Raw genomic sequence first — 20,668 nt, forward strand, 5'->3', positions numbered from 1 at the left:
TCCGTGACATCCTTCCGCCGGATCCTGGCCATGGAGACCAGGCTCTACCTGCGCGATCCCGCCGCGGTGCTCAGCACCCTCGGCATTCCCGTGGTCATCCTGGTGGTGCTGGGGCTGATCCCGGCGCTGCGCAAGCCGAACCCGGACTTCGACGGGCAGAGCTTCGTGGCCTATTTCGCGCCGTCGCTGCTGGTGATCAGCCTCGCGGTGACCGGCGTGAACATCATGCCGCAGGTGCTGGCCGGGTACCGGGAACGCGGCGTGCTGCGCCGGCTGTCCACCACGCCGGTCAGCCCGACGGCGCTGCTGGCCGCGCAGCTGGTGCTCAACGTGGGCGTGCTGCTGGTCAGCTCCGCGCTGGTCGTCGCCGTGGGCCGGCTGGCCTTCGGGGTGGCGCTGCCGCGGCAGCCGCTGGCCTTCCTGCTGGCCTTCGTGCTCGGCGCGGGGTCGCTGCTGGCGCTGGGGCTGCTGGTCGCCGCGGTGGCCCGGAACGGCCGGGCGGCCGGCGGGCTCGCGACCGGGCTGTTCGCCCTGGTGATGTTCTTCGGCGGCGTCTACCTGCCCCGGTTCCTGCTGCCGGACGCGGTGGCCCGGATCGGCGACTACACCCCGCCGGGGGTGCAGGCCCTGCTCGACACCTGGCGGGGGACCTCGCCGGACATCCTGCCGCTGGTCATAATGGCCCTGGTGGCCATGCTCGCGGGCATCGCGGCCGCCCGACTGTTCCGCTGGGAGTAGACCGCCATGCAGACCGAGGCCGAGCGGTGGGACGCGTGGCGGCGCCACGAGAACACGGCGAACCGCGTCATCCCGTACGCGACGCTCGGCATCTCCACCCTGCTGGCGCTGGTCGTACCGGCACCCGGGCAGCAGCCGGCGGCACTGCTGCTCGGCGTCTGTGCCGTCGCGGTGGGGTGGTGCGCCTGGTTGGGGCGCTCGGTCGTCACCGCGGCGGAGCGACCCGGCCGGATGACCGGCTATCTCACCGGCCTGCTGGTGCTGGCCGCCGTCCTGGTGCTGGTCTCCCCCTGGTACGGCTTCTTCGCCTGGACCGGCTATCCGCTGTCCTTCTCCCTGCGCGGGCGGCGGATCATCGCCGGGGTGGCGGCCACCGCCGTGATCAGCGCCACGGCCCAGGGCGGCGGGCTGCCGGACTCCGCGCAGCACCTCCTGCTGTGGGCGCTCGTGGTGCTGTTCAACCTGGTGCTGGCCGGCGCCGTGGGCTGGTTCGGCGTGGTCAACGCCCGGCAGAGCGAGGGCCGCAAGGTCATGATCGACGAGCTGGCCGAGGCCAACGGCCGGCTCGAGGCCGCGCTGCGGGAAAACGAGGGCCTGCACGCCCAGTTGCTCACCCAGGCCCGCGAGGCCGGCGTGCTGGACGAGCGGCAGCGGCTGGCCCGGGAGATCCACGACACCATCGCGCAGGGGCTGGCCGGGATCATCACCCAGCTGGAGGCGGCCGAGCAGACGCGGGACCGCCGTGGTGAGTGGCAGCGGCACGTGGACACCGCGCTGGACCTGGCCCGGGAGAGCCTCACCGAGGCGCGTCGCTCGGTCCGGGCCATCGGGCCGGCCCAGCTCGACCAGGGCCGGCTGCCGGAGGTGCTGGCCGACCTGGTCGAGCAGTGGTCGGCCCGGCACGGCGTGCCGGCCCGGATCACCACCACCGGTACGGTGCAGCCGATGCACCCCGAGATCGAGGTGACGCTGCTGCGCACCGCGCAGGAGGCGCTCACCAACGTGGCCAAGCACGCCGGCGCCACCCGGGTCGGGCTGACCCTGTCGTACATGCCGGACCAGGTCACGCTGGACGTCCGGGACGACGGCCGGGGCGGCGCGGCGGGGACCGCCGGGAACGGCGACGGCGGGTTCGGGCTGGTCGCCATGCGGCAGCGGATCGACCGGGTGGCCGGCCGGCTGGAAATCGAGTCGGAGCCGGGCGGCGGCACCGCGATATCGGCCTCGGTGCCGGCCCTCGCGATCTCGATCCCGGAGCCGGCCCACCCAACGTCGGACCCGGAGCCTGCCCACGCGGTCTCGGACCCGGCCCACGCGGCCTCGGTCGCAGAGCCGGCCCACGCGGCCTCGGTCGCAGAGCCGGCCCACGCGGCCTCGGCCGCAGAGCCGGCCCACCCGGCCTCGGCCGCGGTGGCCACCGGCGCGGGTGGGGCGGCATGACCGGGACACCGATCCGGCTGGTGATCGTGGATGACCATCCGGTGGTCCGGGACGGGCTGCGCGGCATGTTCACCGGCGACCCGGACTTCGCCGTGGTGGGTGAGGCCGGCGGCGGGGCCGAGGCGGTCACGGTGGTCGAGGCGGTACGCCCCGACGTGGTGCTGATGGATCTGCGGATGCCCGGCATGGACGGGGTGGCCGCGATCGGCGAGTTCAACCGGCGCGGGCTCCCGGCCCGGGTGCTGGTGCTCACGACGTACGACACGGACAGCGACGTGCTGCCGGCGATCCAGGCGGGCGCCACGGGTTACCTGCTCAAGGACACCCCCCGGGACGACCTGGTCCGGGCCGTGCGCTCGGCCGCCCGGGGCGAGTCGGTGCTCTCCCCGTCGGTGGCCGGCCGGCTGATGGGCCGGCTGCGCGCCCCCGCGCAGGAGCCGCTGAGCCCTCGCGAGCTGGAGGTGCTCACGCTGATCGCCCGGGGCCGCAGCAACCGGGAGGCCGCGGCCGACCTGTTCATCAGCGAGGCCACCGTGAAGACGCACCTGCTGCACGCGTACGGGAAGCTGGGCGTCAACGACCGCGCGGCGGCCGTGGCGGTCGCCTTCCAACGCGGCCTCCTCACCCCCGATTGAGAAGGAAGGGCCCCTTCTTATCGTTTTCGGTATAGGAAGGGCCCCTTCTTAACGCCTCGGGCAACCCGGCGGCCCTCCGGCATGATGAAGCCGTGCGGGCGTCCCGGCTGATCTCGCTGATGCTGCTGCTCCAGGCGCGCGGCACGATGACCGCGGGTGAGCTGGCCAGCGAGCTGGAGGTGTCCGAGCGGACCGTCTACCGGGACGTGCTCGCCCTGTCCGCCGCCGGCATCCCGGTGTACGCCGACCGCGGCCGAGCCGGCGGCTACCGCCTGCTCGGCGGGTTCCGCACCCGGCTCACCGGGCTGACCCGGGCCGAGGCGGAGGCGCTGTTCCTGTCCGGCGTGCCCGGCCCGGCCGGCGAGATGGGCCTGGCCGACGCGGTGGCCGCGGCCGAGCTGAAGGTGCTGGCCGCGCTGCCGCCGGGGCTGCGGGACGCGCCGGCCCGGACCGGCCAACGGTTCCACCTGGACGCCCCCGGCTGGTACGGCGAGCGCGAGCCGCCGCGCTGGCTCGCCGCGCTGGCCGGCGCCGTGTGGCAGGACCGGATCGTCGAGCTGCGCTACGGCCGGCACGGCCGGGAGGTGAGGCGGACCGTCGAACCGTACGGGCTGGTGCTCAAGAACGGCGTCTGGTATCTCGTGGCCCGGTTGGCGGACGGGTTCCGCACGTACCGGGTGGATCGGGTGCTTGGCATGCGGCCCGGCGGCACGACGTTCGACCGGGACGAGGGATTCGACCTGGCGGCCTACTGGCGGGCCGCCGCGCGGGAGTTCCTGCGCGGGATGCTGGCCGATCGGGTGACGCTGCGGCTCAGCCCGGCCGGGTTGCGCGGGCTGCGCCACACGGCCGACTCGGCGGAGGCGTACGCGGCGGCGCTGGCCGACGCCGGCGAGCCCGACGAGCGCGGCTGGGTGCTGACCCGGCTGGCCGTGGAGTCGGTGGAGGTGGCGTACCACCAGCTGCTCGGGCTGGGCCCGGAGGTGGAGGTGGTGGCGCCCGCGGAGCTGCGGGACCGCTTCGCCGCCGCGGCCCGCCGGCTCGTCGAGCTGTACGAGTAAGGAAGGGCCCCTTCTTATCGCTTTTTGTATAGCAAGGGCCCCCTATTAACGCGCCCCGTCAGCGGTAACCGGTCACGTCGGCCGGCTTGCCGGCCTCGACCACCTCGACGAGGTAGCGCAACGCGTCCGGCTGGCTGCCGTCGAGGTCGGTAAAGCCGTACACCGGAGCCAGGCCGCCGCTGGACAGCGACTGCCCGTTCCACCGGGCCCGGTCCGGGTCGGCGGCCAGCGCCACCACGGCCCGGCCGACGAAGGCCGGCGTCTCGGAGATGGCGAAGTGCGGGTCCTGGTCGCAGCCGTCCCGCCAGGTCTGCTCGGTGACGCCGAAGTGTTCGAGCATCATCTCCGAGCGGAGCCAGCCGGGGGTGAGCGCCACCGCCGTGCAGCCGTGCTCGCGCAGCTCGTGGCCCTGGCTGAAGGCCAGCCGGTTCACCGACACCTTCGCGAGGTCATAGAAGACCGACAGCCGGTAGTTCGCGTCGTTGTAGTCCGTGGTGCCGTCGCCGACCTCCACCACCAGGCCGCCGGGGTTGCGGATCAGCAGCGGCAGCGCGAAGTGGCTGGTGATGATGTGGGTGTCGATGGCCAACCGGAGCGTGCGCAGGCCGGCGTCCAGCGGCTGCTTCCAGACCGGCTCGTTCCAGGTGACCATCTTCTCGGCGCCCCAGATGTCGTTGACCAGCACATCCAACCGGCCCTGCTCGGCGTCGATCCGCGCGATCAGGTCGCGTACCTGCTCGGGCACGAGGTGGTCGACCGGCACCGCGATGCCGGTGCCGCCGGCCGCGGTCACCAGCTCGCCGGTCTCCTCGATGGTTTCCGGACGGTCGTACTCGGAGCGGCGGTCCCGAGTGGTCCGGCCGGTGGCATAGACGGTGGCGCCGGCCGCGCCAAGCTGGACGGCGATCTGCCGGCCGGCGCCGCGGGTGGCGCCGGCCACCAGCGCCACCCGGCCGGCGAGCGGCTGTGCAGCGGTGTTGTCGGTCATGCGCCCGAACCTGCCAACAAATCCTGACACGGGACGTCCGGATTTGTCCCAGGCGTCGTAGGTGCTGAGGTGATCTCCTCGTCCGCTGATCTCCTCGTCCGCCACCGACTCCTCCGGAACGTCAACGCCGCTGGTCATCGGCGACCCTTCCTCGACAGCAGGCAATGACAGGATGACGAGATGGCTGAAGAGTGGATCGCGCCATTGATCACTGGCGTCGTGGGCGCCTGCACGGTTTCGACGACGATCTGGCTGGCCCACAGGTCCCTGCGGATCCAGGCGGAACAGGCGGCGGAGAAGGAACGAAGGCTGGTCTACAGCCGCTTTCTCAGAGCAACGCAAGAGATGTCGGATTGTGCGGAACGTCTGCTGGTACAGCCTTCCGATACCGAAGGCATGGCTACCTTCCGCAAGGCTAGATCAGAGGCGGCAGGAATCTTGGATGAGATCCGCATCGTGGGTTCCGACGCCGTCCAGCAGGCCGCCGAGGCACATCTGATCCTCATGCTGGGTGGCGACATCGGACGCAGCACAGACAGCCTGGCCAAGAGCAAGGCACGGCTTATCGATCAAATCAGGCAAGAGCTGAAGTGGCGGTAGATCATACTCCCGCATCCGCAAGTTCCGGACGCCTGGCTCCCTTTCGAGCATGTCGGGACGGCGTGGCGGCGGGCATTATCTCCACCTCTGCCCGCTCCAACTTCCTAGTGATTTGCTGAGCGGTCCATTCGACCCTGTTTCGCTGCGGCGATGCGCCGAAGGTCGCGGGATCACCCGTTGATTCTGACGGACGAGGATATGCCGTTCGGGCTCTTCGTTGAAGCGGAACCCACTTGTGTAGCTCACGTTCGGAAACCGATTTTGTGAGCCGACGCAGCCATAGGTCGAGTCGACTTACCGCGCGGAAGAACGGAAAGGCAAACCACCCAAACACCGATCCCCACCTAAGGTGCCTGATCGTAGCCGAACGGAACTCGCGGAGATAGCCAATCAGGATTTCTCTGTCCCGAGCCGGCGTACCGTCCGAGGGCGCACTCTGGATAATCTCCTCGAACACCGAGGTGCCACCATCAACGCTGAAGATGCTGACCGCAAGCAGTGAATCAGCCAGGGTATGACGACCAGCAACCTGGATCTGCCGCTCGATCAGCGATCTCACCCGCTCGGCCGTCGGCGTCGACCGGACCACACCCTTACGGAGATCGTCCGTGACTTTGTCACGCAGCAGCCACAGCCTGTTCCGGTAGAGGCTATGAGCGATCAGGGTCAACTGCAGCGTTAGAAGGAAGGGGGACAGCGCGATCGCGACGAGCATCAGGAGAAGCACCATCGAAGTTGCGTTCATGTCACACGTCCCCTCTAGCGGTGCTCGAAGATACTTCCCGTGAATCACGATTCCCAGCGGCGAGCTCACTCTCTAGATCTGCCAAGCGCCTCCGCTGATTCCGTATCTTTTGCTTGCGAAGACGGCTCTGGATCCCGGTGCTCAACCAGCCAACACCCGTCACCGCGGCAAAAGCAAAGGATATGGTAAGGCCGGCCCGCAGTTGCGTGTTTCTTCCTGCGAATTGATGAGCCAGCGGCTCCACGCCTCGCAGCGGAAAATAGGTGGAACCGATAACCATCAACCACCACAGGCCGTCGCCCAATCGGCGAAGTAGCCGGAACAGTTCCAGACGCCGCTCGTGTAGGGCGAATTGGCGGACCCGGTCCAGCTCATGCTGCAACTGCTCCGCTTTCAGCTGCAGCTGCTCGGCTCGAAGTTCTGCCTGACCGACCCGGAGGGCGGCCTGCTCCAAGCGCAACGCGGTTACCTGGTCCGGCTCCCTGGGCATGAGAGGCAGCTTAGCCGTACCGACACCTCCCTCCGGTGTCAGCCACCCGACAGCAACAGCAACCATTGCACCAATTCTCGCTAGATCACGGACCGTCAATGTCAGGCGCGTGCCGCCGGGCCGAAGCGGCCACCGACTAAGCGACTTGACCAGGAATCCCATAGTACCGTGAGGCTTACTGGTCGAGCACGCCTTGTTCACCCTTTGTAACTATCGGTACACCCATGAGGAAGCGACCGGCTCGCTGCACTCGTACCATCACCCGAACGGGTTAATCCGTTTGCCGGCTTGTCTCATCGAGAAGACGGTCTCCGGCCGATCGCACATCGGCGGACGCCGCTGCCCGGCCGACGTCGGTCACCGATTGGCTGATCGACTGGTACGCTCTGCGGGCGTCCTCGATCAACGAACGGAGGTGAGGGCCATGACCACCGCAGTCCTGTGCTCCCACCCCGCAGCGAGGACGCCACGGTCCTGACCGGGAGCACCACCGCCTCCGGAAGGATCCCCAATGACCGACCTGGTCATCCGCCCGCTGCGCGCGGGCGAGGAACAGCTCTACCACTCGCTTCCCGACCCCGGCCTGGCGGGCCGGGCCGCCTTCGGTGACCCGTACCGGATCGCCGACTATCGTCCCGAATGGACCTGGGTCGCGCTGCGCGACGGCGTGGTCCTGGCCCGCGCGGCCTGGTGGGGCGGCCCCGACGACGAGCAGCCGCTGGCGCTGGACCACTTCGACCTTACCAACCGGGACGCCGCGATCGAACTGCTGCGCACCGCGCCGTTCCGGACCGAACACGAGCTGCGGGTGCCGCCCGGGTGGCGGGACGTGCCCGCCCTGCGGGCCGCCGGCCAGGCCCGGCTGGACGCGGCCACCGCGGCCGGCATGTCGGTGCTGGTCGAGCGGTACCGGTACCGCTGGACGCCGGAGTGCGGGGTGCCGGGCCGGCCGGGCCGGCTGGAGTTCCGGCCCGAGCCGGACGACGGGGTGATCCTCGACGTGCTGCGCCGGATCACCGAGGGCAGCCTCGACGCGCACTCCCGGCGGGTGGCGGCGGAAGCGGGCATCGAGGCCGCCGCCAAGGAGGACTTCGACCTGCTCGCCTGGCTGCCGAGTCCCCGCGACTGGTGGCTGCTCGCGTACACGCCGGCGGGTGAGCTGGTCGGAATCACCGTGCCGGCCGCCAACCATGCCGACCCGATCGTGGCGTTCGTGGGCGTGCTGCCCGAGCAGCGCGGGCACGGCTACGCGTACGAGCTGCTGGTGGAGGCCACGCACCGGTTGGTGGCGACGGGCGCCGACCGGATCGTGGCGGCCACCGACCAGACCAACCATCCGATGGCCGCCGCGTTCGCCCGGGCCGGCTACCCGGTCGAGATGGAACGCATCGACCTGGTCTGGCCCACCGCCTGAGCCCGGATGTGTTAGGAAGGGTCCCCTGTGCAACCAAAGGCGATAACAGGGGGCCCTTCCTTGCCGTCTCCACCTCGACTCGTGACCGTGGCCTCCCGAAACGACGCCGCCGAGGTCTTCGGGAAGCTGTTCACCGAGCACTGGCCGGAGTTCATCGGCCAGGACCAGGGCGTGAAGCCGTACCTGCAACGGCGCGCCGAGTACTTCTCCGACCTGGACTTCTTCCTGCTGAACGACGCCGAGCGGATCGTCGCGGCCGGCTGGGGCGTGCCGCTGCGCTGGAGCGGCGCCGTCGATGACCTGCCGTCCGGGTACACCGACGCGCTGGCTCGGTCCGTGCTCGGCCACGAGGCCGGCGAGCGGCCCGACACCTTCGTGGTGATGGGCGGCATGGTCCGAAGCGATGAGCAGGGCCGCGGCTGGGCCGGCCGACTGGTCGCGGCGCTGCGGGACCATGCCGTCGAACGCGGCCTCGGCCGGGTGATCGCACCGGTCCGTCCGACCGCGAAGGCCCGGTATCCGATCACCACCATCGAGGCGTACGCGTCGTGGCGCCGGCCGGACGGCGAGCCGTTCGACCCGTGGCTGCGCACCCATCTCCGGATCGGCGGCACGATGCTTTCAGTGGCGCCCAGGAGCCAGACGATGACCGGCACCGTCGCCGAGTGGGAGGAGTGGACCGGCCTGGCGCTGCCCGGCTCGGGCGACTATGTCATCCCGGACGGGTTGAGCACGCTGCGGATCGACCGGGGCGCCGACACCGGCGTCTACCACGAACCCAACATCTGGGTCCGGCACCGCTGACTCACCGGGGCGGAGTCAGTCGGCGAGGCGGACGCGTACCCGGCGGTTGGCCCGGCCCTTGCTCTCCACCTTGACCACCCGGACCTTGCCGATCTGCGCCGTCGACGCGACGTGCGTGCCGCCGTCGGCCTGCACGTCCAGGCCGACGATGTCGACGATCCGCACCTCCTGCTCGTCCGGCGGGATCAGGTTGGACTGGGTGCGGATGATGTCCGGCAGCGCCAGCGCCTCCGTCCGGGGCAGCACCCGGACCGCCACCGAGCGGTCGGCCGCCACCTCGGCGTTTACCAACTCCTCGATCCGGACCTTGAAGTCGGGCGGCACCTCGGGGAGGTTGAAGTCCATCCTTGCCTCGCCGGGTTCCATCGAGTTCCCCGTCACCAGGGCGCCGAAGTCCCGGAACACCACGCCGCACAGCACGTGCAACCCCGAGTGGGTACGCATCAGCATGGTCCGCCGGTCGTCCTCGACCGCGCCGGTCACCGCCGTGCCGGCCGGCGGCAGCGGATCACCCTCGGCCGGGATGAGGTAGAGCTCGTCACCCTTGCGGGTGCCCACGATCCGGGTCTGCACGCCCTGCCACAGCAGCACGCCGTGATCGGGCGGCTGCCCGCCGCCGCCCGGATAGAACGCCGACCGGTCCAGCACGATGCCCTGCTCCGGGTCGCTGGACAGCACCGTGCACTCCCACTCCCGCAGGGTGGGGTCGGCCAGGTCGAGCCGGTGGGTGTGGCCATGTCGCGTGACGCCCATGCCCGGGGAGCCTACGCGTTGAGGAATGCCGAGATGCGGTCCCGCACGTCGGCGCGGTGCGTCCAGAGCACGCCCGGCCGGTCGTACACGTGCAGGGTGGCCGCGGGCAGCGCGGCCGCGACCTGCTCGGCCACCTCCGCGGGGTGCAGCGGATCGCCCTGGCAGCCGATCACCAGGACCGGCGCGGTCACCTCGGCCAGCGCGGCCGCCGTGCGCACCGCCACCTGGTCGGGCAGGCTGGCCAGCGCCGGCGCCAGGCCGTCCCGGGTCAGCTGGTCGACCCGCTGCCGCAGGTACGCCCAACCGGCCGGGGTGTTCCGCAGCGCGGCCGGGATCTCGTACGCCACGGCCTCGGCGATCGCGGCGGCGTCCCCCTCGTCCACGGCGTCCAGCAGGTCGGTGAGCCGTTCCCGGGCGGCCGTCGGGCGGGGCCGGTCCAGCACGGCGGGAAGGAACAGCACCACCTTCTCGAACCGGCGCGGGCTCTCCACCAGCAGCCGGCACAGCGCCCCGGCGCCGAGGCTCACCCCCACCGCCCGGTTGGCCTGGCCCAGGTCGGCCATGGCCCGCAGGTCCCGGGCGAGATCCTGGTAGCTCCATGGGCCGGCCGGCGCTTCCGACCGACCGTGGCCGCGGAACTGAAAGAAGACCTTGGTGCCGTCGACGGCGCTGCCCAGCGGCCGGGTCGTGGCGATGCCCTGGCCGAGGCCGTGCGCGAAGATGGTGACCGGCTCACCGGCGCCGGTGACCAACCGCTCCAGGCGTACCCCGTGCGGGGTGGCCACCAGCTCGGTCGGGGGTTCGGGGATCGTCGGCCGCCCGGTGCGCGGGGCCGTGGGACCCGGACCGTACGTCCGTGGTCCGCCGTCGGGCGGTGGCGGCCAGCGGAAATCCCTCACCAGAAGCCCTTGCCGTCGGTGATGTCGCGCAACCCCACCCGGACGTCCAGCAGGTAGATCAGCGCGGCCGCGATGCCGATCAGACCGAAGATGCTGATCGGTCCGAAGAAGAGCAGCGTGAGCACCAGGGACAGGCCCAGGATGACCAGCCAGCCCGCCTTGGGCAGGGTGCCGATCGCGGGGAACGCGTCGGAGCGCTGGGTGAGGCAGTGCACGAAGGCGACGGCCTCGACGACGAGCGCGAAGACCAGGAGCACCAGGTTGATGATGCTCACGACATCGGTATAGAAGATCGGCGCGGCTGAGGCCATGCCGGCAAGCTTATGTCGACGGCCCCAGGTCCGTACCGATAGGCACGGGCCCGGGGCCGTCGGGAGTCGGCGCCGCTGGGCTACTCGGCGGTCGGGCGGGTGCGCTTGGCGGCCTTGGCCTCGCCTGCCTTCTCCGCGGTGGCCTTGCTGGCGCGGGTCCGCTTGACCGGCCGGGCGTCGGCGGTGGCGGACGCGGCCGGGCCGGTGGCGGCGGCCGGGCCGGTGGCGGTGTGGTCGTCCGCCCCGATGGCCTCGGCGACGGTCGCCGGCGTGGCGCCCACCTCGGCCACCTCGGTGGCGGCAAGGTCGGCGTTGACCGTGTCGGCGGCCTGCACCACGCCGGAGCCGATCAGCCGCTCGCCGCGGGTCACCAGCGCGGTGTACGCGCTCAGGGCGCGCTCCTGGGCGGCCTGCGCGTTGGTGAGCACCACCGCGGCGTTGCGGATGGCCAGCTCCCGTACCTTGTCCACGTCGAGGTCGCCGGCGCGGCCGCGCAGCGTCTCGGCGGCACGGCCGCGCAGCGTCTCGGCGGCACGGCCGCGCAGCGTCTCGGCGGTGCCCGTGGCGGTCTGGTTCACCGTGCGGAACGAGGCGACGGCCCGCTCCCGCAGCTCGGAGCCGGTGCTGGTGGCCCGGCCGGTCAGCCCGCCGAGCACCGTCGGCAGGCGGCGCAGCGACTCGTACGCGAGGTCGCCGGCGCCGGCGGCGGCGTACAGCGGGGCGGGGATGCGGCTGGTCCTGGGCTTGTTCACAATTCCTCCTCGTCGGCCGCTCGGGCGGCCGTGCTGCTGGGCGCTCCCGACTTCCGGGTCGCCTTTCGGGCGGTCGATCGGCGGGCGCCCCCGGCCGGGCCGTTACCGGTCGGTGCGCCTGCCTCCGGGGCGTTCTCTGCCAGGTCGCTCGCGGCCGGGGGCGGCGCCGCGCCGGCCTCGGTCACCGCGACCGAGTCGAGCAGGTCTTCGGTCGGCTCGGCCGGCGTCGCGGCCCCGGCCGGCGTTGCGGGACCGGCCGGCGTTGCGGAACCGGCCGGCGTTGCGGGCTCGGCCGGCGAGCCGGGCTCGGCCGCTGTCGGTCCGGTCGGCGTCGCGGGACCGGCCGGCTCGGCCGGTGCCGTGGCGGCGGCGACCCGGGCGTTCTCCCGGCGGAACGTCTCGTAGATCTGGCTCAGCGACTGCTTCTGCGCCATGGTGAGGTCGGGATCGGTCGCGATGGCCGCGAGCACGCCCTGCCCCTCCTTGTCGTCGAGCAGGCCGGCCCGCAGGTACATGGCGGGGGTCGAGACCCGCAGCGCGCTGGCGATCTGCTGCAGCACCTCGGCGCTCGGCTTGCGCAGCCCCCGCTCGATCTGGCTCAGGTAGGGGTTGCTGACCCCGGTCTGCTCGGCGAGCTGCCGCAGCGAAATCTGGGCGTTGCGCCGCAGATCGCGGATGAACCCCCCGATGTCCCGGGGCAGGTCCTTCGGTGTGGCCATGACCCCACGCTAGCCATCCTTGCTAGCTCCTGCAAGCAAACGCTTGCTGGAGTTAGCGATGTCACTCGGCCTGGAATCCGCCGACGGCAGCGCATCCGGCCCGCCGGCGGATCACGCGACGAGCGGCAGGCGGAGCCGGGTCCAGCGGGCCACCGGGACGAACCCGAGCCGGCGGTTCACCGCCAGCATCGGCGCGTTGCCCGCCTCGTTCGTCGTAGCCACCCGCCGCACATCCGGCCGGCACGACCGGAGCCGCACCAGCGACTCCGCCTTGAGCCGGACGGCGAGCCCCCGACCCCGGTACGCCCGCAGTACCGCGGTCTCCTCGGTCGACACGACCGATCCCGGCTCGGCGGACACCCGCAGTTCGGTGAAGCCGGCCACGGTGAAGCCGGCCCCGGTGTCGCCGGCCACGGTGAAGCCGGCCCCGGTGTCGCCGGCCAGCAACACGCTGACGTACATCTCCCGGCCCCGTGCCGCGATGGACCGCTCGAGGTCGCGAACCCGCTCCGGCGACCAGCTCTCGTACTCGGCGGGATCCCCCGGCGCGTCGTTGATCGCCTCCCGCGCCATCGCGTAGGACGCCAGCAGATGCTCCGGCGCCCGACCGGTCCAGTGCGCCACCCGTACCTCGTCGGTTAGGGCGGACGGCACCGCGCCGCGGGCCGGATCCGCGGCCGGAAACCGGCTCGCGGTCAGTTCCAGCACCTGTCGTACGTCCGTGTGGCCCGCCCGCCAGCCGCGCCGGACCAGCCAGTTCCGGTCGTGCTCATCGGCCGACCGGCCGAACACCGTCCGCGCGCCTGCCACGGCCGCCGCGGTCCGTACCCGGTCCAACAGCGCCGACCCCAGCCCGTGACCGCGAGATTCGGGTCGCACCAGGACCTCGGCGTGCCCGGTCGTCGACTGCCATACCGAGAGCCAGGCCGCGGCCGCGACGGCGCCGTCGCCGGTGTGCGCCAGCCAGAACTCGCGGTGCTCGTCGGTCGGGGGATGCCGGAACCAGCCCAGCGCGTCGGCGACGGTACGGACCGGCTCGTCCGGCACCGCCAGCCGCCGGCAGGCCACCTCGACGCCGTGCAGCGCCGCCACCGCGGCTTCCGGCGCCGCCGGCGCCTCGGCCCAGTGCTCGATGAAGGGTTCGGCCGGCTGCGTCATGGCCGGCACCCTGCCAGCCGGCGTGCCGACCCAGCAACGGCATTGACCGGCCGGGACCCGCTCACCAGCGCGACGCGGGCCGGACCGGCTCACCAGAGCGCGTGCAGGGCGCCCACCGGTTCGCCGCCGCCGTACAGCGGAGCGGCTGCCAACTCGTCGAGGACCGGGGCGGTCAGTCCGAGCCGGGCCAGCGCCGAGGCCAGCACCGGCATCCGGGCCCGCATGCCGCCGTCGTCGATCTTCAGCGCCACCGCGCCGACCCCGGGCACCGCGACGGCCTGCACGGCCTCGGCGCCGGCCTTGGAGAGCAGGCCGGGCATTCCGGTCATCAGCCGGGTGTCCTCGGCCACCGTCCCGGCCACCCGCTCGGGGTGCGCCCGCATGGCGTCCACGACGACCCTGCCGGGAGTGCCCGGTTCGGCCTGCACGAGCCGCAGGAAGGCGCCGGCGAGCCCGGTCAGCGAGACGGCCAGCACGGGCGCGCCGCAGCCGTCCACGCCCACCGCGGCCGCGCTCTCGGCGGCGAACTCCTCGACCGCGGCCCGCAGCCGCTGCTGCAGCGGGTGCTCGGGCCGCCAGTACCCGTCGACGGGCCAGCCGTTCGCGAGGCAGGTGAGCAGCATTCCGGTGTGCTTGCCGGAGCAGTTCATCAGCACCCGCTCCGGCCCGCCGCCGGCCCGCAACACGTCCGCGCGGGCCGACTCGGACAGCGGCAGATCGGGCGGGCAGCGCAGCGCCGACTCCGGCAGGCCCGCCCCCGCCAGCAGCGCGCGGACCCGCTCGACGTGGAACGGCTCGCCGTGATGGCTCGCCGCGACCAGCGCCAGGTCGGCGGGGTCGGGCAGCGACAGGCCGGCCGCGAGCATGCCGGCCGCCTGCATCGGCTTGTTGCACGATCGGGGGAAGATCGGCGAGCTGGCGTCCCCCGCCGCGGTCAGCACCGAGCCGGCGGCGTCGAGCACCACCACGGAACCGCGGTGGACGCCTTCCACGAACCCGGACCGGACGACCTCGACGAGCGGGACCCCGCCCTGGTAAGTCTTGCGCACGGTTCGGAACCTTACCCACCGGCGCCCGGGCGTCGGTCCCGGCCCGGGATTTCCAGCCCTGGCGTCAGCTCCGGACCGGGATCCCAGCCCTGGCGTCAGCTCCGGGCCGGGATGCCCAGCCCTGGCGTCAGCTCCGGGCCGGGATGCCCAGCAGCGTACGGGCCTCGGCCGGGGTCACCGGCGGCCGCTGGGCGAGCTGGGCGAAGGCCACCGCGCGGGCCACCAGCTGCATGTTCGACTCGACCGGCCGGCCCTTGGCGTACGTGACGGTGTCCTCCATGCCGACCCGCAGGTGACCGCCCGCGGACAGCGAGGCAAGGATCACCGGGATCGTGCCCCGACCGATGCCGGTGGCCGAGAAGGTCGTCCCATCGGGCAGGTCCCGCACCGCCTGGCGGCACGCCACCAGCGCCTCCGCGGTGGCCGGCATGCCGCCCGGCACGCCCATCACGAAGTCCACGTGCACGTGCCCGCCGGCCGGCAGGCCGTACTTGCCGAGCAGGCGCTGCAGCGCGGTCAGGTGACCAAGGTCGAAGATCTCGTACTCGGGGACCACACCGCGCTCCTGCATCCGGGTGTGCAGGCCGACGACGAACTCCCAGCGGTTGAGGAACACGTCGTCGCCGAAGTTGACCGTGCCCATCGTGCAGGAGGCCATCTCCGGCCCCGCGTCCAGCACGGCCAGCCGGGCGGCCTCCGGGTCGGTGACCGCGCCGCCGCTGGAGAGCTGCACCACCAGGTCCGTGCTCTCGCGCAGCGCCGCCACCGTGTCACGGAGCCGGCCGAGGTCCAGCGTCGGCCGTGCCTCACCGTCCCGAATGTGTACGTGGATCACGGCGGCGCCCAGCGCCTCGCACTCCTTGGCGGTGCTCACCAACTCGTCCAGCGTCACCGGCAGCGCCGGCACGTCCGCCTTGGCCGACTCCGCCCCGGTCGGGGCCACCGTGATCAACGTCCCTGTCGTCATGGCCGGATCGTAGCCGCCGCCCCGGCTTCACCATCAAGGCCAGATGTTAGGAAGGGCCCCTTCCTATACAAAAAGCGATAAGAAGGGGCCCTTCCTTCCGCTCAGTCGATGGCCGCGGCGACGGCGCCGACCAGCAGGGGGGCGTCGTCGGCGACGTTGCGCTTGACCACCGCGAGCGCGATCGGGCCCAGCTCGTAGTGCAGCGCCGCCGAGCCGACGAAGCCGACCGAGCGGCCGTCCGCGGTGACCGGCGTACCGGGCTCGGGCAGGTGGTCACCGGCCGAGCCGTCCAGATGCAGCAGCACCAGCCGGCGCGGCGGCCGGCCCAGGTTGTGCACCCGGGCCACCGTCTCCTGACCGCGGTAGCAGCCCTTGTCCAGGTGCACGGCCGGGGCCACCAGGTCGACCTCGGCCGGGATGCTGCGGTGGTCGGTGTCCAGGCCCACCCGCGGGATCCGGGCCGCCACCCGCAACGCCTCGTACGCCCACAGCCCCGCAGCGGGCACGCCGGACCCGCGGAGGGTGGCCGCCACCTCCTCGATCCGCGCGCGCGGCACCAGCAGGTCCACCCCGAGCCGGACCCGTCGGGCCCAACCGCCGCCCGGCAGCGGGCGTACGTCGTACCGGGAGGTGGGTCGGGGCGGCACGGAGCCGGCGGCGAACTTCGGACCCGGCACCTCGGCCAGGTCCGGCTCGGTCAGCCCGGACGCGCCGAGCGTGGCCGCGGCCTCGGCGGCCCGCGGGCCCACCAGGGAGAGCAGCGCCCAGTCGGCGGTGACGTCGGCCGGATCCACCCGGGTGAAGAAGCGCATCTTGAGCAGATAGTCCAGCAGCCCGGCGGTGTCCCCCGGCTCGGTGTCCAGCCAGACGGTCGTGCCGTCCTCGGCCACCATGGCGTGCTGCTCGATGTGCCCGTGCGGGGACAGCACGAGCAGTTCGGAACCCTGCCCGGCGGAGATGGTGGCCAGATGCTGCGAGGTGAGGGTGTGCAGCCAGCCGGCCCGCTCCTCGCCGGGCACGGCCAGCACGCCCCGGTGCGAGCGGTCCACCAGCGCCACCTCGGTGGCGGCCTGCCGCTGCTCCCGCAGCGGATCGCCGTAGTGCGCCGCCACCGACCGCACCCCGGCGGCCGCGTGCTCCGGGTCGGGCCGGTCCCGGGTGTCCTCGTCGATCGCCTCGACGGCAACCGCACCGGGTAAATCGATCATGTCCGCTCCCCGCATTCGCCGCAGACGCCGAACAGCGCCACGTGCCCGATATCCACCCGGAAGCCGCGCTCGGCGCAGAGCCGGTCGGCCAGCGGGCGCAGCAGCTCCGGGTCCATGTCACCCACCCGGCCGCAGGATCGGCAGACCAGGTGGACGTGCTGGTCGTCGTCGGCCGCATGGTAAGTCGGCGAGCCGTGCGACAGGTGGGTGTGCCGGACCAGACCCAGCCGCTCCAGCAGCTCCAGGGTGCGGTAGATGGTCGTGATGTTGACCCCGGACGCCACCTCGCGGACGGCCGCATGCACCTGTTCGGGGGTGGCGTGACCCAGGTCATGGACCGCGCGCAGCACCAGCTGGCGCTGGGCGGTCAGCCGCAGCCCACGGGACCGCAGGAGTTCGGCGAGGTGCGTTTCCGACACCGTCCGAGCATAGTTCGCCGGTTACGATCTGCCGGATGTCCGGCCTTCAGGTAGTCGCGGTGCTGGGCCGGGGCGTGGTGCCGGCCGGCGAGCCGGTGGTGCGCGCCGACGACCGGGGCCTGCTGCTCGGTGACGGGCTCTTCGAGACCATGCACGTCCGGGACGGCCAGCCGTGGCTGGTGGCCGAGCACCTGGCCCGGCTGGCGGCCGGCGCCACGGCCCTGGAGCTGCCGCTGCCCCCGGTCGCAGAGCTGGTGGAGCTGCTGGCCACGGCCTGCGCCGGCTGGCCGCCGGGCGTCGAGGGGACGGCCCGGCTCACCTGCACCCGGGGACCCGTCGATGGCGCTCCGGCCGTGATCGCCACGGTCACCGAGGTGCCACCGGCCGCGGTCCGCGCCCGCCGGGACGGCGTCACCGTACGCACCCTGCCGCTCGGCGTGACGGCCGCGGCCCGCCGGGACCTGCCGTGGCTGCTGGCCGGGCACAAGACCCTCTCCTGGGCGGTGAGCGCGGCCAGCCGACGGTGGGCCACCGCTAACGGCGTGGACGACGTGCTCTGGGTCTCCACCGACGGGTACGTGCTGGAGACCCCGACCGCCAGCGTGGTGTGGCTGGACGGGGACACCCTGTGCACGGTTCCGGCCGCGGCCACCGGCGTGCTGCCGGGCGTGACCGCCAGGTGGCTGCTCGGGCACGCCGGCGAGCTGGGCTGGTCCGCGGAGGAGCGGATGACCACCCCGGGCGATCTGCGGGCGACCGGCGGGGCGTGGCTCACCTCGTCCGGGCGCGGGCTCGCCGAGATCCGGCGGCTGGACGGGATCGGCCTGCCGGCGTCCCCGCACACCGGACGCCTTCGGGAGCTGCTCGGCTTCCCGGCACCCGCGCCCACCCCGTGAGCCGTCAGCCGCCCACCCGGAGCAGCCGGGCGGACAGGTGCGGCGACAGGCCGTGGCCGACCGCCGCCATCTCCTGCGCGTAGAGAAGCGCGCCCTCGACGATCCCGAACAGCCGCTTGCCGGCCGTGACCTCCTTGGCCGTGGCGGTCCGCAGCACCGCGTCGGTGGCCACCTCCACCTGGGTGCCGGTGACCCGGCCGAGGTAGAGCTCCATCACCCCGGTGGGGCTGGTGAGCAGCACCTCCAGGTCGTCGGTGGCGCGGTCGCCGTCCAGCACCGGGCGCCACCAGCCGACCTCGCGGCCCAGCGGGCGGACCGGCTTGCTCTCGGAGTCGAGCAGCCAGGCCCGGGACCGATAGTGCAGGAACGGCCGGCCGTCGTGGGTGATCTCGACCTCCTGCGCGTAGTCGAAATCCTCGATGGTCGGGTAGCCGCCGCGGCCACGGCCGCGCCACCGGCCGATGTACGGCAGCAGGCCCAGCAGCGCCGGGTGCAGGTCCGGACCGACCCGGAGGTTGTACGTCTCCTCGAACGGGTACGGCTCGACCGGAGGCGCGTTGAGCCACGGCGGCTGCATCGGGTTCTCGTCCGAAGGCGTGCTGGTCACCGGATTCCTTTCGTTCGCGACTGGGGCTCGCAGACCCGGCTCGCTCCTCGCGCTCACCAACGTCCCCGCGAGATCTTCACGGCCAGATAGACCAGGCCACCGGCGAGCGCGCCGAAACCCGCGACCAGCAGGCTGACGAACCCGATCTCGGTAACCATCGCGCCCATCCTATGCTGGCTGAATGGCACGCACCCTGGTCGTCAAGGCCACCGCCGGAGCGGACGCGCCGGAGCGCTGCGCGCAGGCCTTCACCGTCGCCGCCACGGCCGTGGCCGCCGGTGTCGAGGTGTCCCTGTGGTTGACCGGCGAGTCCACCTGGTTCGCGCTGCCCGGCCGGGCGGCCGAGTTCGAGCTGCCGCACTCGGCCCCGCTCGCCGAGCTGCTGCACGTCCTGCTGACCAGCGGGCGGGTCACCGCCTGCACCCAGTGCGCGGCCCGGCGGGGGATCACCGAGGCCGACGTGCTGCCCGGGGTACGGATCGCGGGGGCGGCCACCTTCGTCGAGGAGGCCATGGCCGATGGCGCGCAGGCACTGGTCTACTGACCGGCGTACGGCAGGCCCGCCTCACCGCCCGAATCGGTCGAACCCCCCGAAGTTCCTCGGACGAGGCAGCCACTCCGTGAACCGCCATACCTGAGAGTCATGATTATGACTCTCAGGTATGGCCGCCGAGGTCGATATCGGGTTCGCCAGGGTCACGAGCCGTCACCCCGGGGCCGCTGGTCGGCGAATCAGCAGCCGCGGGTGGCGGAGACCCGGGTCTCGCCGTCCACGATCCGGACCAGCACGCCGAGCTGCCCGTCGCGAAAGCCGTACAGCTCGGGGGTGTCGACCACCGCGGGACCGGCGCCGGTCAGCGATCGCAACCGGACGGCCGGGCCGCCGGGCGGGGTACCGGCCGCCGTGGCCCGGTCGGTCTCGGCCACGCCACCGTCGGGACAACCGGCGCGGACGGTGGTCACAGCCGCGGTCACCGCCGCCGGATCCGACCCCGGTAGGGCGAGCGCCGCGAAGACCCGGGACAGTTCGCCGCGTACCGGCGCCCCGGATCCCGGCGCCCCGGATCCCGGCGACCCGGCGGGCCCCGGGGCGACCGGCCCGGGACCGGCAGGTCCCGAGACGGCGGGACCCGAGACGGCAGGGCCCGAGACGGCGGGGCCCGAGATCGCCGGGTGGGGCGAGTCGGGCCGGCAGCCGGTGGCCGCGGTCAGCTCGATCACCCCCGGCGCGGTGACCCCGCCATTGATCCCGACGAACCCGCCCGCATCGGCCCTCAGCCGCGGCCCGGGCCCGTCCGGCACCGCCCGGGTGTCCGACCGGTAGGCGGCCGGCAGTCCCGTCGAGATCCGGTCGAGCAGCCCGCCCGCGTCGCCGGGCGCGGTCCGGAAGGTCACGGCCCGGGAGAGGCTCGCGCCGTCCCGGGCGACGCTCAACCGGCAGCCCCGGTCCAGCCGCGGCTCGCCGAGCTCGAGCAGCGCGTCCGGACCGGCCGCGGCCGCCAGGGCGCCGATCGCCCGGTCCACCACCGGCGCCGCCTCGGCCAGGCTACGCTGCTCCCGCACGGTCGGCGGGTCGTGCCGCACCGAGAGGTACGTGAGGCCCAGCAGCAGCATCGCCCAGGCCGCCACCACGTACGGCAGGATCCGCCGCCGCGGACGGCCCGGCGGCGGGCCGACCTGCGGACCCGGCTGCTCGGCCGGCGGCGCGTCAGTGCTCACGCCGCCAATCGTGGCATGCGCCCCCCGGCCCTGGCCCTGAGCCCTCCGTCCCGAGCCGACCGTCAAGAATCAATGCCGAGGTTGCGCGGCAGGTTGCGGATCCACTCCCGTTGCGCCGGATCAGCCGAGGCGGCAACACGTTCGAGAACCTCGTCGAATTCCTGACGTTCCCGATCGTCCATCTGATCGAGCTCGAAACCGGCGTTCTCCAGCGCGTTCACCGCCGAGTGGGAGTCCATGCCGACCTTGGCGGCATCCTCGAGCACCGCCACGACCGCGACGAGCGCCTTCAACAG

General features: G+C 72.8%; 26 protein-coding genes. 9 read left to right on the forward strand and 17 right to left on the reverse strand.

Annotated elements, in window-relative coordinates:
- The first annotated feature begins 3 nt into the window (after nucleotides 1-3).
- The 4 genes from ACFFHU_RS30185 to ACFFHU_RS30200 all read left to right on the forward strand — a co-directional run bounded on the left by ACFFHU_RS30185 (nucleotide 4) and on the right by ACFFHU_RS30200 (nucleotide 3,874).
- The gene (locus tag ACFFHU_RS30185; protein ID WP_377343889.1) at nucleotides 4-738 is read left to right on the forward strand and encodes an ABC transporter permease; all 735 of its coding nucleotides are present in this window, start codon (nucleotides 4-6) and stop codon (nucleotides 736-738) included.
- 6 nt (nucleotides 739-744) lie between these two features.
- Entirely contained in the window at nucleotides 745-2,178 is a 1,434-nt protein-coding gene (locus ACFFHU_RS30190; protein ID WP_377343890.1) for a sensor histidine kinase, read from the forward strand.
- The gene (locus ACFFHU_RS30195; protein WP_377343891.1) at nucleotides 2,175-2,813 is read left to right on the forward strand and encodes a response regulator; all 639 of its coding nucleotides are present in this window, start codon (nucleotides 2,175-2,177) and stop codon (nucleotides 2,811-2,813) included. Before ACFFHU_RS30190 ends, ACFFHU_RS30195 begins: the two co-directional genes overlap by 4 nt.
- A 92-nt stretch (nucleotides 2,814-2,905) precedes the next feature.
- The gene (locus ACFFHU_RS30200; RefSeq protein WP_377343892.1) at nucleotides 2,906-3,874 is read left to right on the forward strand and encodes a helix-turn-helix transcriptional regulator; all 969 of its coding nucleotides are present in this window, start codon (nucleotides 2,906-2,908) and stop codon (nucleotides 3,872-3,874) included.
- Nucleotides 3,875-3,932: 58 nt separating this feature from the next.
- Here ACFFHU_RS30200 and ACFFHU_RS30205 read toward each other — a convergent pair whose 3' ends face one another.
- A complete protein-coding gene (locus ACFFHU_RS30205; RefSeq protein ID WP_377343893.1) occupies nucleotides 3,933-4,862 on the reverse strand; it encodes an SDR family oxidoreductase in 930 nt (309 codons plus the stop codon).
- Between the two features lie 180 nt (nucleotides 4,863-5,042).
- On the opposite strand from ACFFHU_RS30205, the gene ACFFHU_RS30210 reads away from it, so the two are divergent.
- A complete protein-coding gene (locus tag ACFFHU_RS30210; RefSeq protein WP_377343894.1) occupies nucleotides 5,043-5,462 on the forward strand; it encodes a hypothetical protein in 420 nt (139 codons plus the stop codon).
- Nucleotide 5,463: 1 nt separating this feature from the next.
- On the opposite strand, the gene ACFFHU_RS30215 is transcribed toward ACFFHU_RS30210, so the two are convergent.
- Both ACFFHU_RS30215 and ACFFHU_RS30220 read right to left on the reverse strand, forming a co-directional pair.
- Entirely contained in the window at nucleotides 5,464-6,192 is a 729-nt protein-coding gene (locus ACFFHU_RS30215) for a hypothetical protein (RefSeq protein WP_377343895.1), read from the reverse strand.
- A gap of 16 nt (nucleotides 6,193-6,208) precedes the next feature.
- Nucleotides 6,209-6,697 (reverse strand): hypothetical protein, encoded by a 489-nt coding sequence (locus ACFFHU_RS30220; RefSeq protein WP_377343896.1) that lies wholly within the window; start codon nucleotides 6,695-6,697, stop codon nucleotides 6,209-6,211.
- 511 nt (nucleotides 6,698-7,208) lie between these two features.
- Between ACFFHU_RS30220 and ACFFHU_RS30225 the strand changes: the two genes are divergently transcribed.
- Complete coding sequence (locus tag ACFFHU_RS30225) at nucleotides 7,209-8,111, forward strand: GNAT family N-acetyltransferase (protein WP_377343898.1); 903 nt, start codon at nucleotides 7,209-7,211, stop codon at nucleotides 8,109-8,111.
- Nucleotides 8,112-8,198: 87 nt separating this feature from the next.
- Nucleotides 8,199-8,915: a hypothetical protein gene (locus tag ACFFHU_RS30230; protein ID WP_377343899.1), complete on the forward strand. Its 717-nt coding sequence runs from the start codon at nucleotides 8,199-8,201 to the stop codon at nucleotides 8,913-8,915.
- A 15-nt stretch (nucleotides 8,916-8,930) separates the two neighbouring features.
- Here the strand turns inward: ACFFHU_RS30230 and ACFFHU_RS30235 are convergent, their stop codons facing one another.
- The 10 genes from ACFFHU_RS30235 to ACFFHU_RS30280 form a co-directional block, all read right to left on the reverse strand.
- Complete coding sequence (locus ACFFHU_RS30235; RefSeq protein WP_377343900.1) at nucleotides 8,931-9,668, reverse strand: alanyl-tRNA editing protein; 738 nt, start codon at nucleotides 9,666-9,668, stop codon at nucleotides 8,931-8,933.
- Nucleotides 9,669-9,679: 11 nt separating this feature from the next.
- Nucleotides 9,680-10,567: an alpha/beta fold hydrolase gene (locus tag ACFFHU_RS30240; RefSeq protein WP_377343902.1), complete on the reverse strand. Its 888-nt coding sequence runs from the start codon at nucleotides 10,565-10,567 to the stop codon at nucleotides 9,680-9,682.
- Nucleotides 10,564-10,878 (reverse strand): DUF2516 family protein, encoded by a 315-nt coding sequence (locus ACFFHU_RS30245; RefSeq protein WP_377343903.1) that lies wholly within the window; start codon nucleotides 10,876-10,878, stop codon nucleotides 10,564-10,566. The genes ACFFHU_RS30240 and ACFFHU_RS30245 overlap by 4 nt, the downstream gene beginning before the upstream one ends.
- Before the next feature lie 80 nt (nucleotides 10,879-10,958).
- Nucleotides 10,959-11,633 carry a hypothetical protein gene (locus ACFFHU_RS30250; RefSeq protein WP_377344076.1) on the reverse strand — a complete coding sequence of 225 codons (675 nt, stop codon included), beginning with the start codon at nucleotides 11,631-11,633 and terminating at the stop codon, nucleotides 10,959-10,961.
- The gene (locus ACFFHU_RS30255) at nucleotides 11,627-12,349 is read right to left on the reverse strand and encodes a helix-turn-helix domain-containing protein (RefSeq protein ID WP_377343904.1); all 723 of its coding nucleotides are present in this window, start codon (nucleotides 12,347-12,349) and stop codon (nucleotides 11,627-11,629) included. Before ACFFHU_RS30255 ends, ACFFHU_RS30250 begins: the two co-directional genes overlap by 7 nt.
- Before the next feature lie 111 nt (nucleotides 12,350-12,460).
- The gene (locus tag ACFFHU_RS30260; RefSeq protein ID WP_377343906.1) at nucleotides 12,461-13,507 is read right to left on the reverse strand and encodes a GNAT family N-acetyltransferase; all 1,047 of its coding nucleotides are present in this window, start codon (nucleotides 13,505-13,507) and stop codon (nucleotides 12,461-12,463) included.
- Between the two features lie 89 nt (nucleotides 13,508-13,596).
- A complete protein-coding gene (locus ACFFHU_RS30265; protein WP_377343907.1) occupies nucleotides 13,597-14,556 on the reverse strand; it encodes an asparaginase in 960 nt (319 codons plus the stop codon).
- 127 nt (nucleotides 14,557-14,683) lie between these two features.
- The gene (locus ACFFHU_RS30270; RefSeq protein WP_377343908.1) at nucleotides 14,684-15,523 is read right to left on the reverse strand and encodes a beta-keto acid cleavage family enzyme; all 840 of its coding nucleotides are present in this window, start codon (nucleotides 15,521-15,523) and stop codon (nucleotides 14,684-14,686) included.
- Between the two features lie 101 nt (nucleotides 15,524-15,624).
- Complete coding sequence (ygfZ, locus tag ACFFHU_RS30275) at nucleotides 15,625-16,731, reverse strand: CAF17-like 4Fe-4S cluster assembly/insertion protein YgfZ (RefSeq protein WP_377343909.1); 1,107 nt, start codon at nucleotides 16,729-16,731, stop codon at nucleotides 15,625-15,627.
- Entirely contained in the window at nucleotides 16,728-17,150 is a 423-nt protein-coding gene (locus ACFFHU_RS30280) for a Fur family transcriptional regulator (RefSeq protein ID WP_377343912.1), read from the reverse strand. Before ACFFHU_RS30280 ends, ygfZ begins: the two co-directional genes overlap by 4 nt.
- A gap of 35 nt (nucleotides 17,151-17,185) precedes the next feature.
- Here ACFFHU_RS30280 and ACFFHU_RS30285 point away from each other — a divergent pair, with 35 nt between their 5' ends.
- Nucleotides 17,186-18,046, forward strand: a complete 861-nt coding sequence (locus ACFFHU_RS30285; protein WP_377343913.1) for an aminotransferase class IV — start codon at nucleotides 17,186-17,188, stop codon at nucleotides 18,044-18,046.
- 4 nt (nucleotides 18,047-18,050) lie between these two features.
- On the opposite strand, the gene ACFFHU_RS30290 is transcribed toward ACFFHU_RS30285, so the two are convergent.
- On the reverse strand, nucleotides 18,051-18,623 hold the full coding sequence (locus tag ACFFHU_RS30290) for a heme-binding beta-barrel domain-containing protein (protein ID WP_377344077.1): 573 nt from the start codon (nucleotides 18,621-18,623) through the stop codon (nucleotides 18,051-18,053).
- Between the two features lie 83 nt (nucleotides 18,624-18,706).
- Nucleotides 18,707-18,811 (reverse strand): small membrane protein MtfM, encoded by a 105-nt coding sequence (gene mtfM / locus ACFFHU_RS30295; RefSeq protein WP_304528807.1) that lies wholly within the window; start codon nucleotides 18,809-18,811, stop codon nucleotides 18,707-18,709.
- Nucleotides 18,812-18,834: 23 nt separating this feature from the next.
- Between mtfM and ACFFHU_RS30300 the strand changes: the two genes are divergently transcribed.
- Nucleotides 18,835-19,197, forward strand: coding sequence for a DsrE family protein (locus ACFFHU_RS30300; RefSeq protein ID WP_377343914.1), 363 nt, complete (start codon nucleotides 18,835-18,837; stop codon nucleotides 19,195-19,197).
- A gap of 188 nt (nucleotides 19,198-19,385) precedes the next feature.
- Here the strand turns inward: ACFFHU_RS30300 and ACFFHU_RS30305 are convergent, their stop codons facing one another.
- Nucleotides 19,386-20,372 carry a hypothetical protein gene (locus ACFFHU_RS30305; protein ID WP_377343915.1) on the reverse strand — a complete coding sequence of 329 codons (987 nt, stop codon included), beginning with the start codon at nucleotides 20,370-20,372 and terminating at the stop codon, nucleotides 19,386-19,388.
- A gap of 62 nt (nucleotides 20,373-20,434) precedes the next feature.
- Complete coding sequence (locus ACFFHU_RS30310; protein WP_377343916.1) at nucleotides 20,435-20,665, reverse strand: hypothetical protein; 231 nt, start codon at nucleotides 20,663-20,665, stop codon at nucleotides 20,435-20,437.
- Between the last annotated feature and the right edge of the window lie 3 nt (nucleotides 20,666-20,668).

This window comes from Plantactinospora siamensis, from assembly GCF_042434095.1.
In the GTDB taxonomy this organism is placed as follows: domain Bacteria; phylum Actinomycetota; class Actinomycetes; order Mycobacteriales; family Micromonosporaceae; genus KBS50.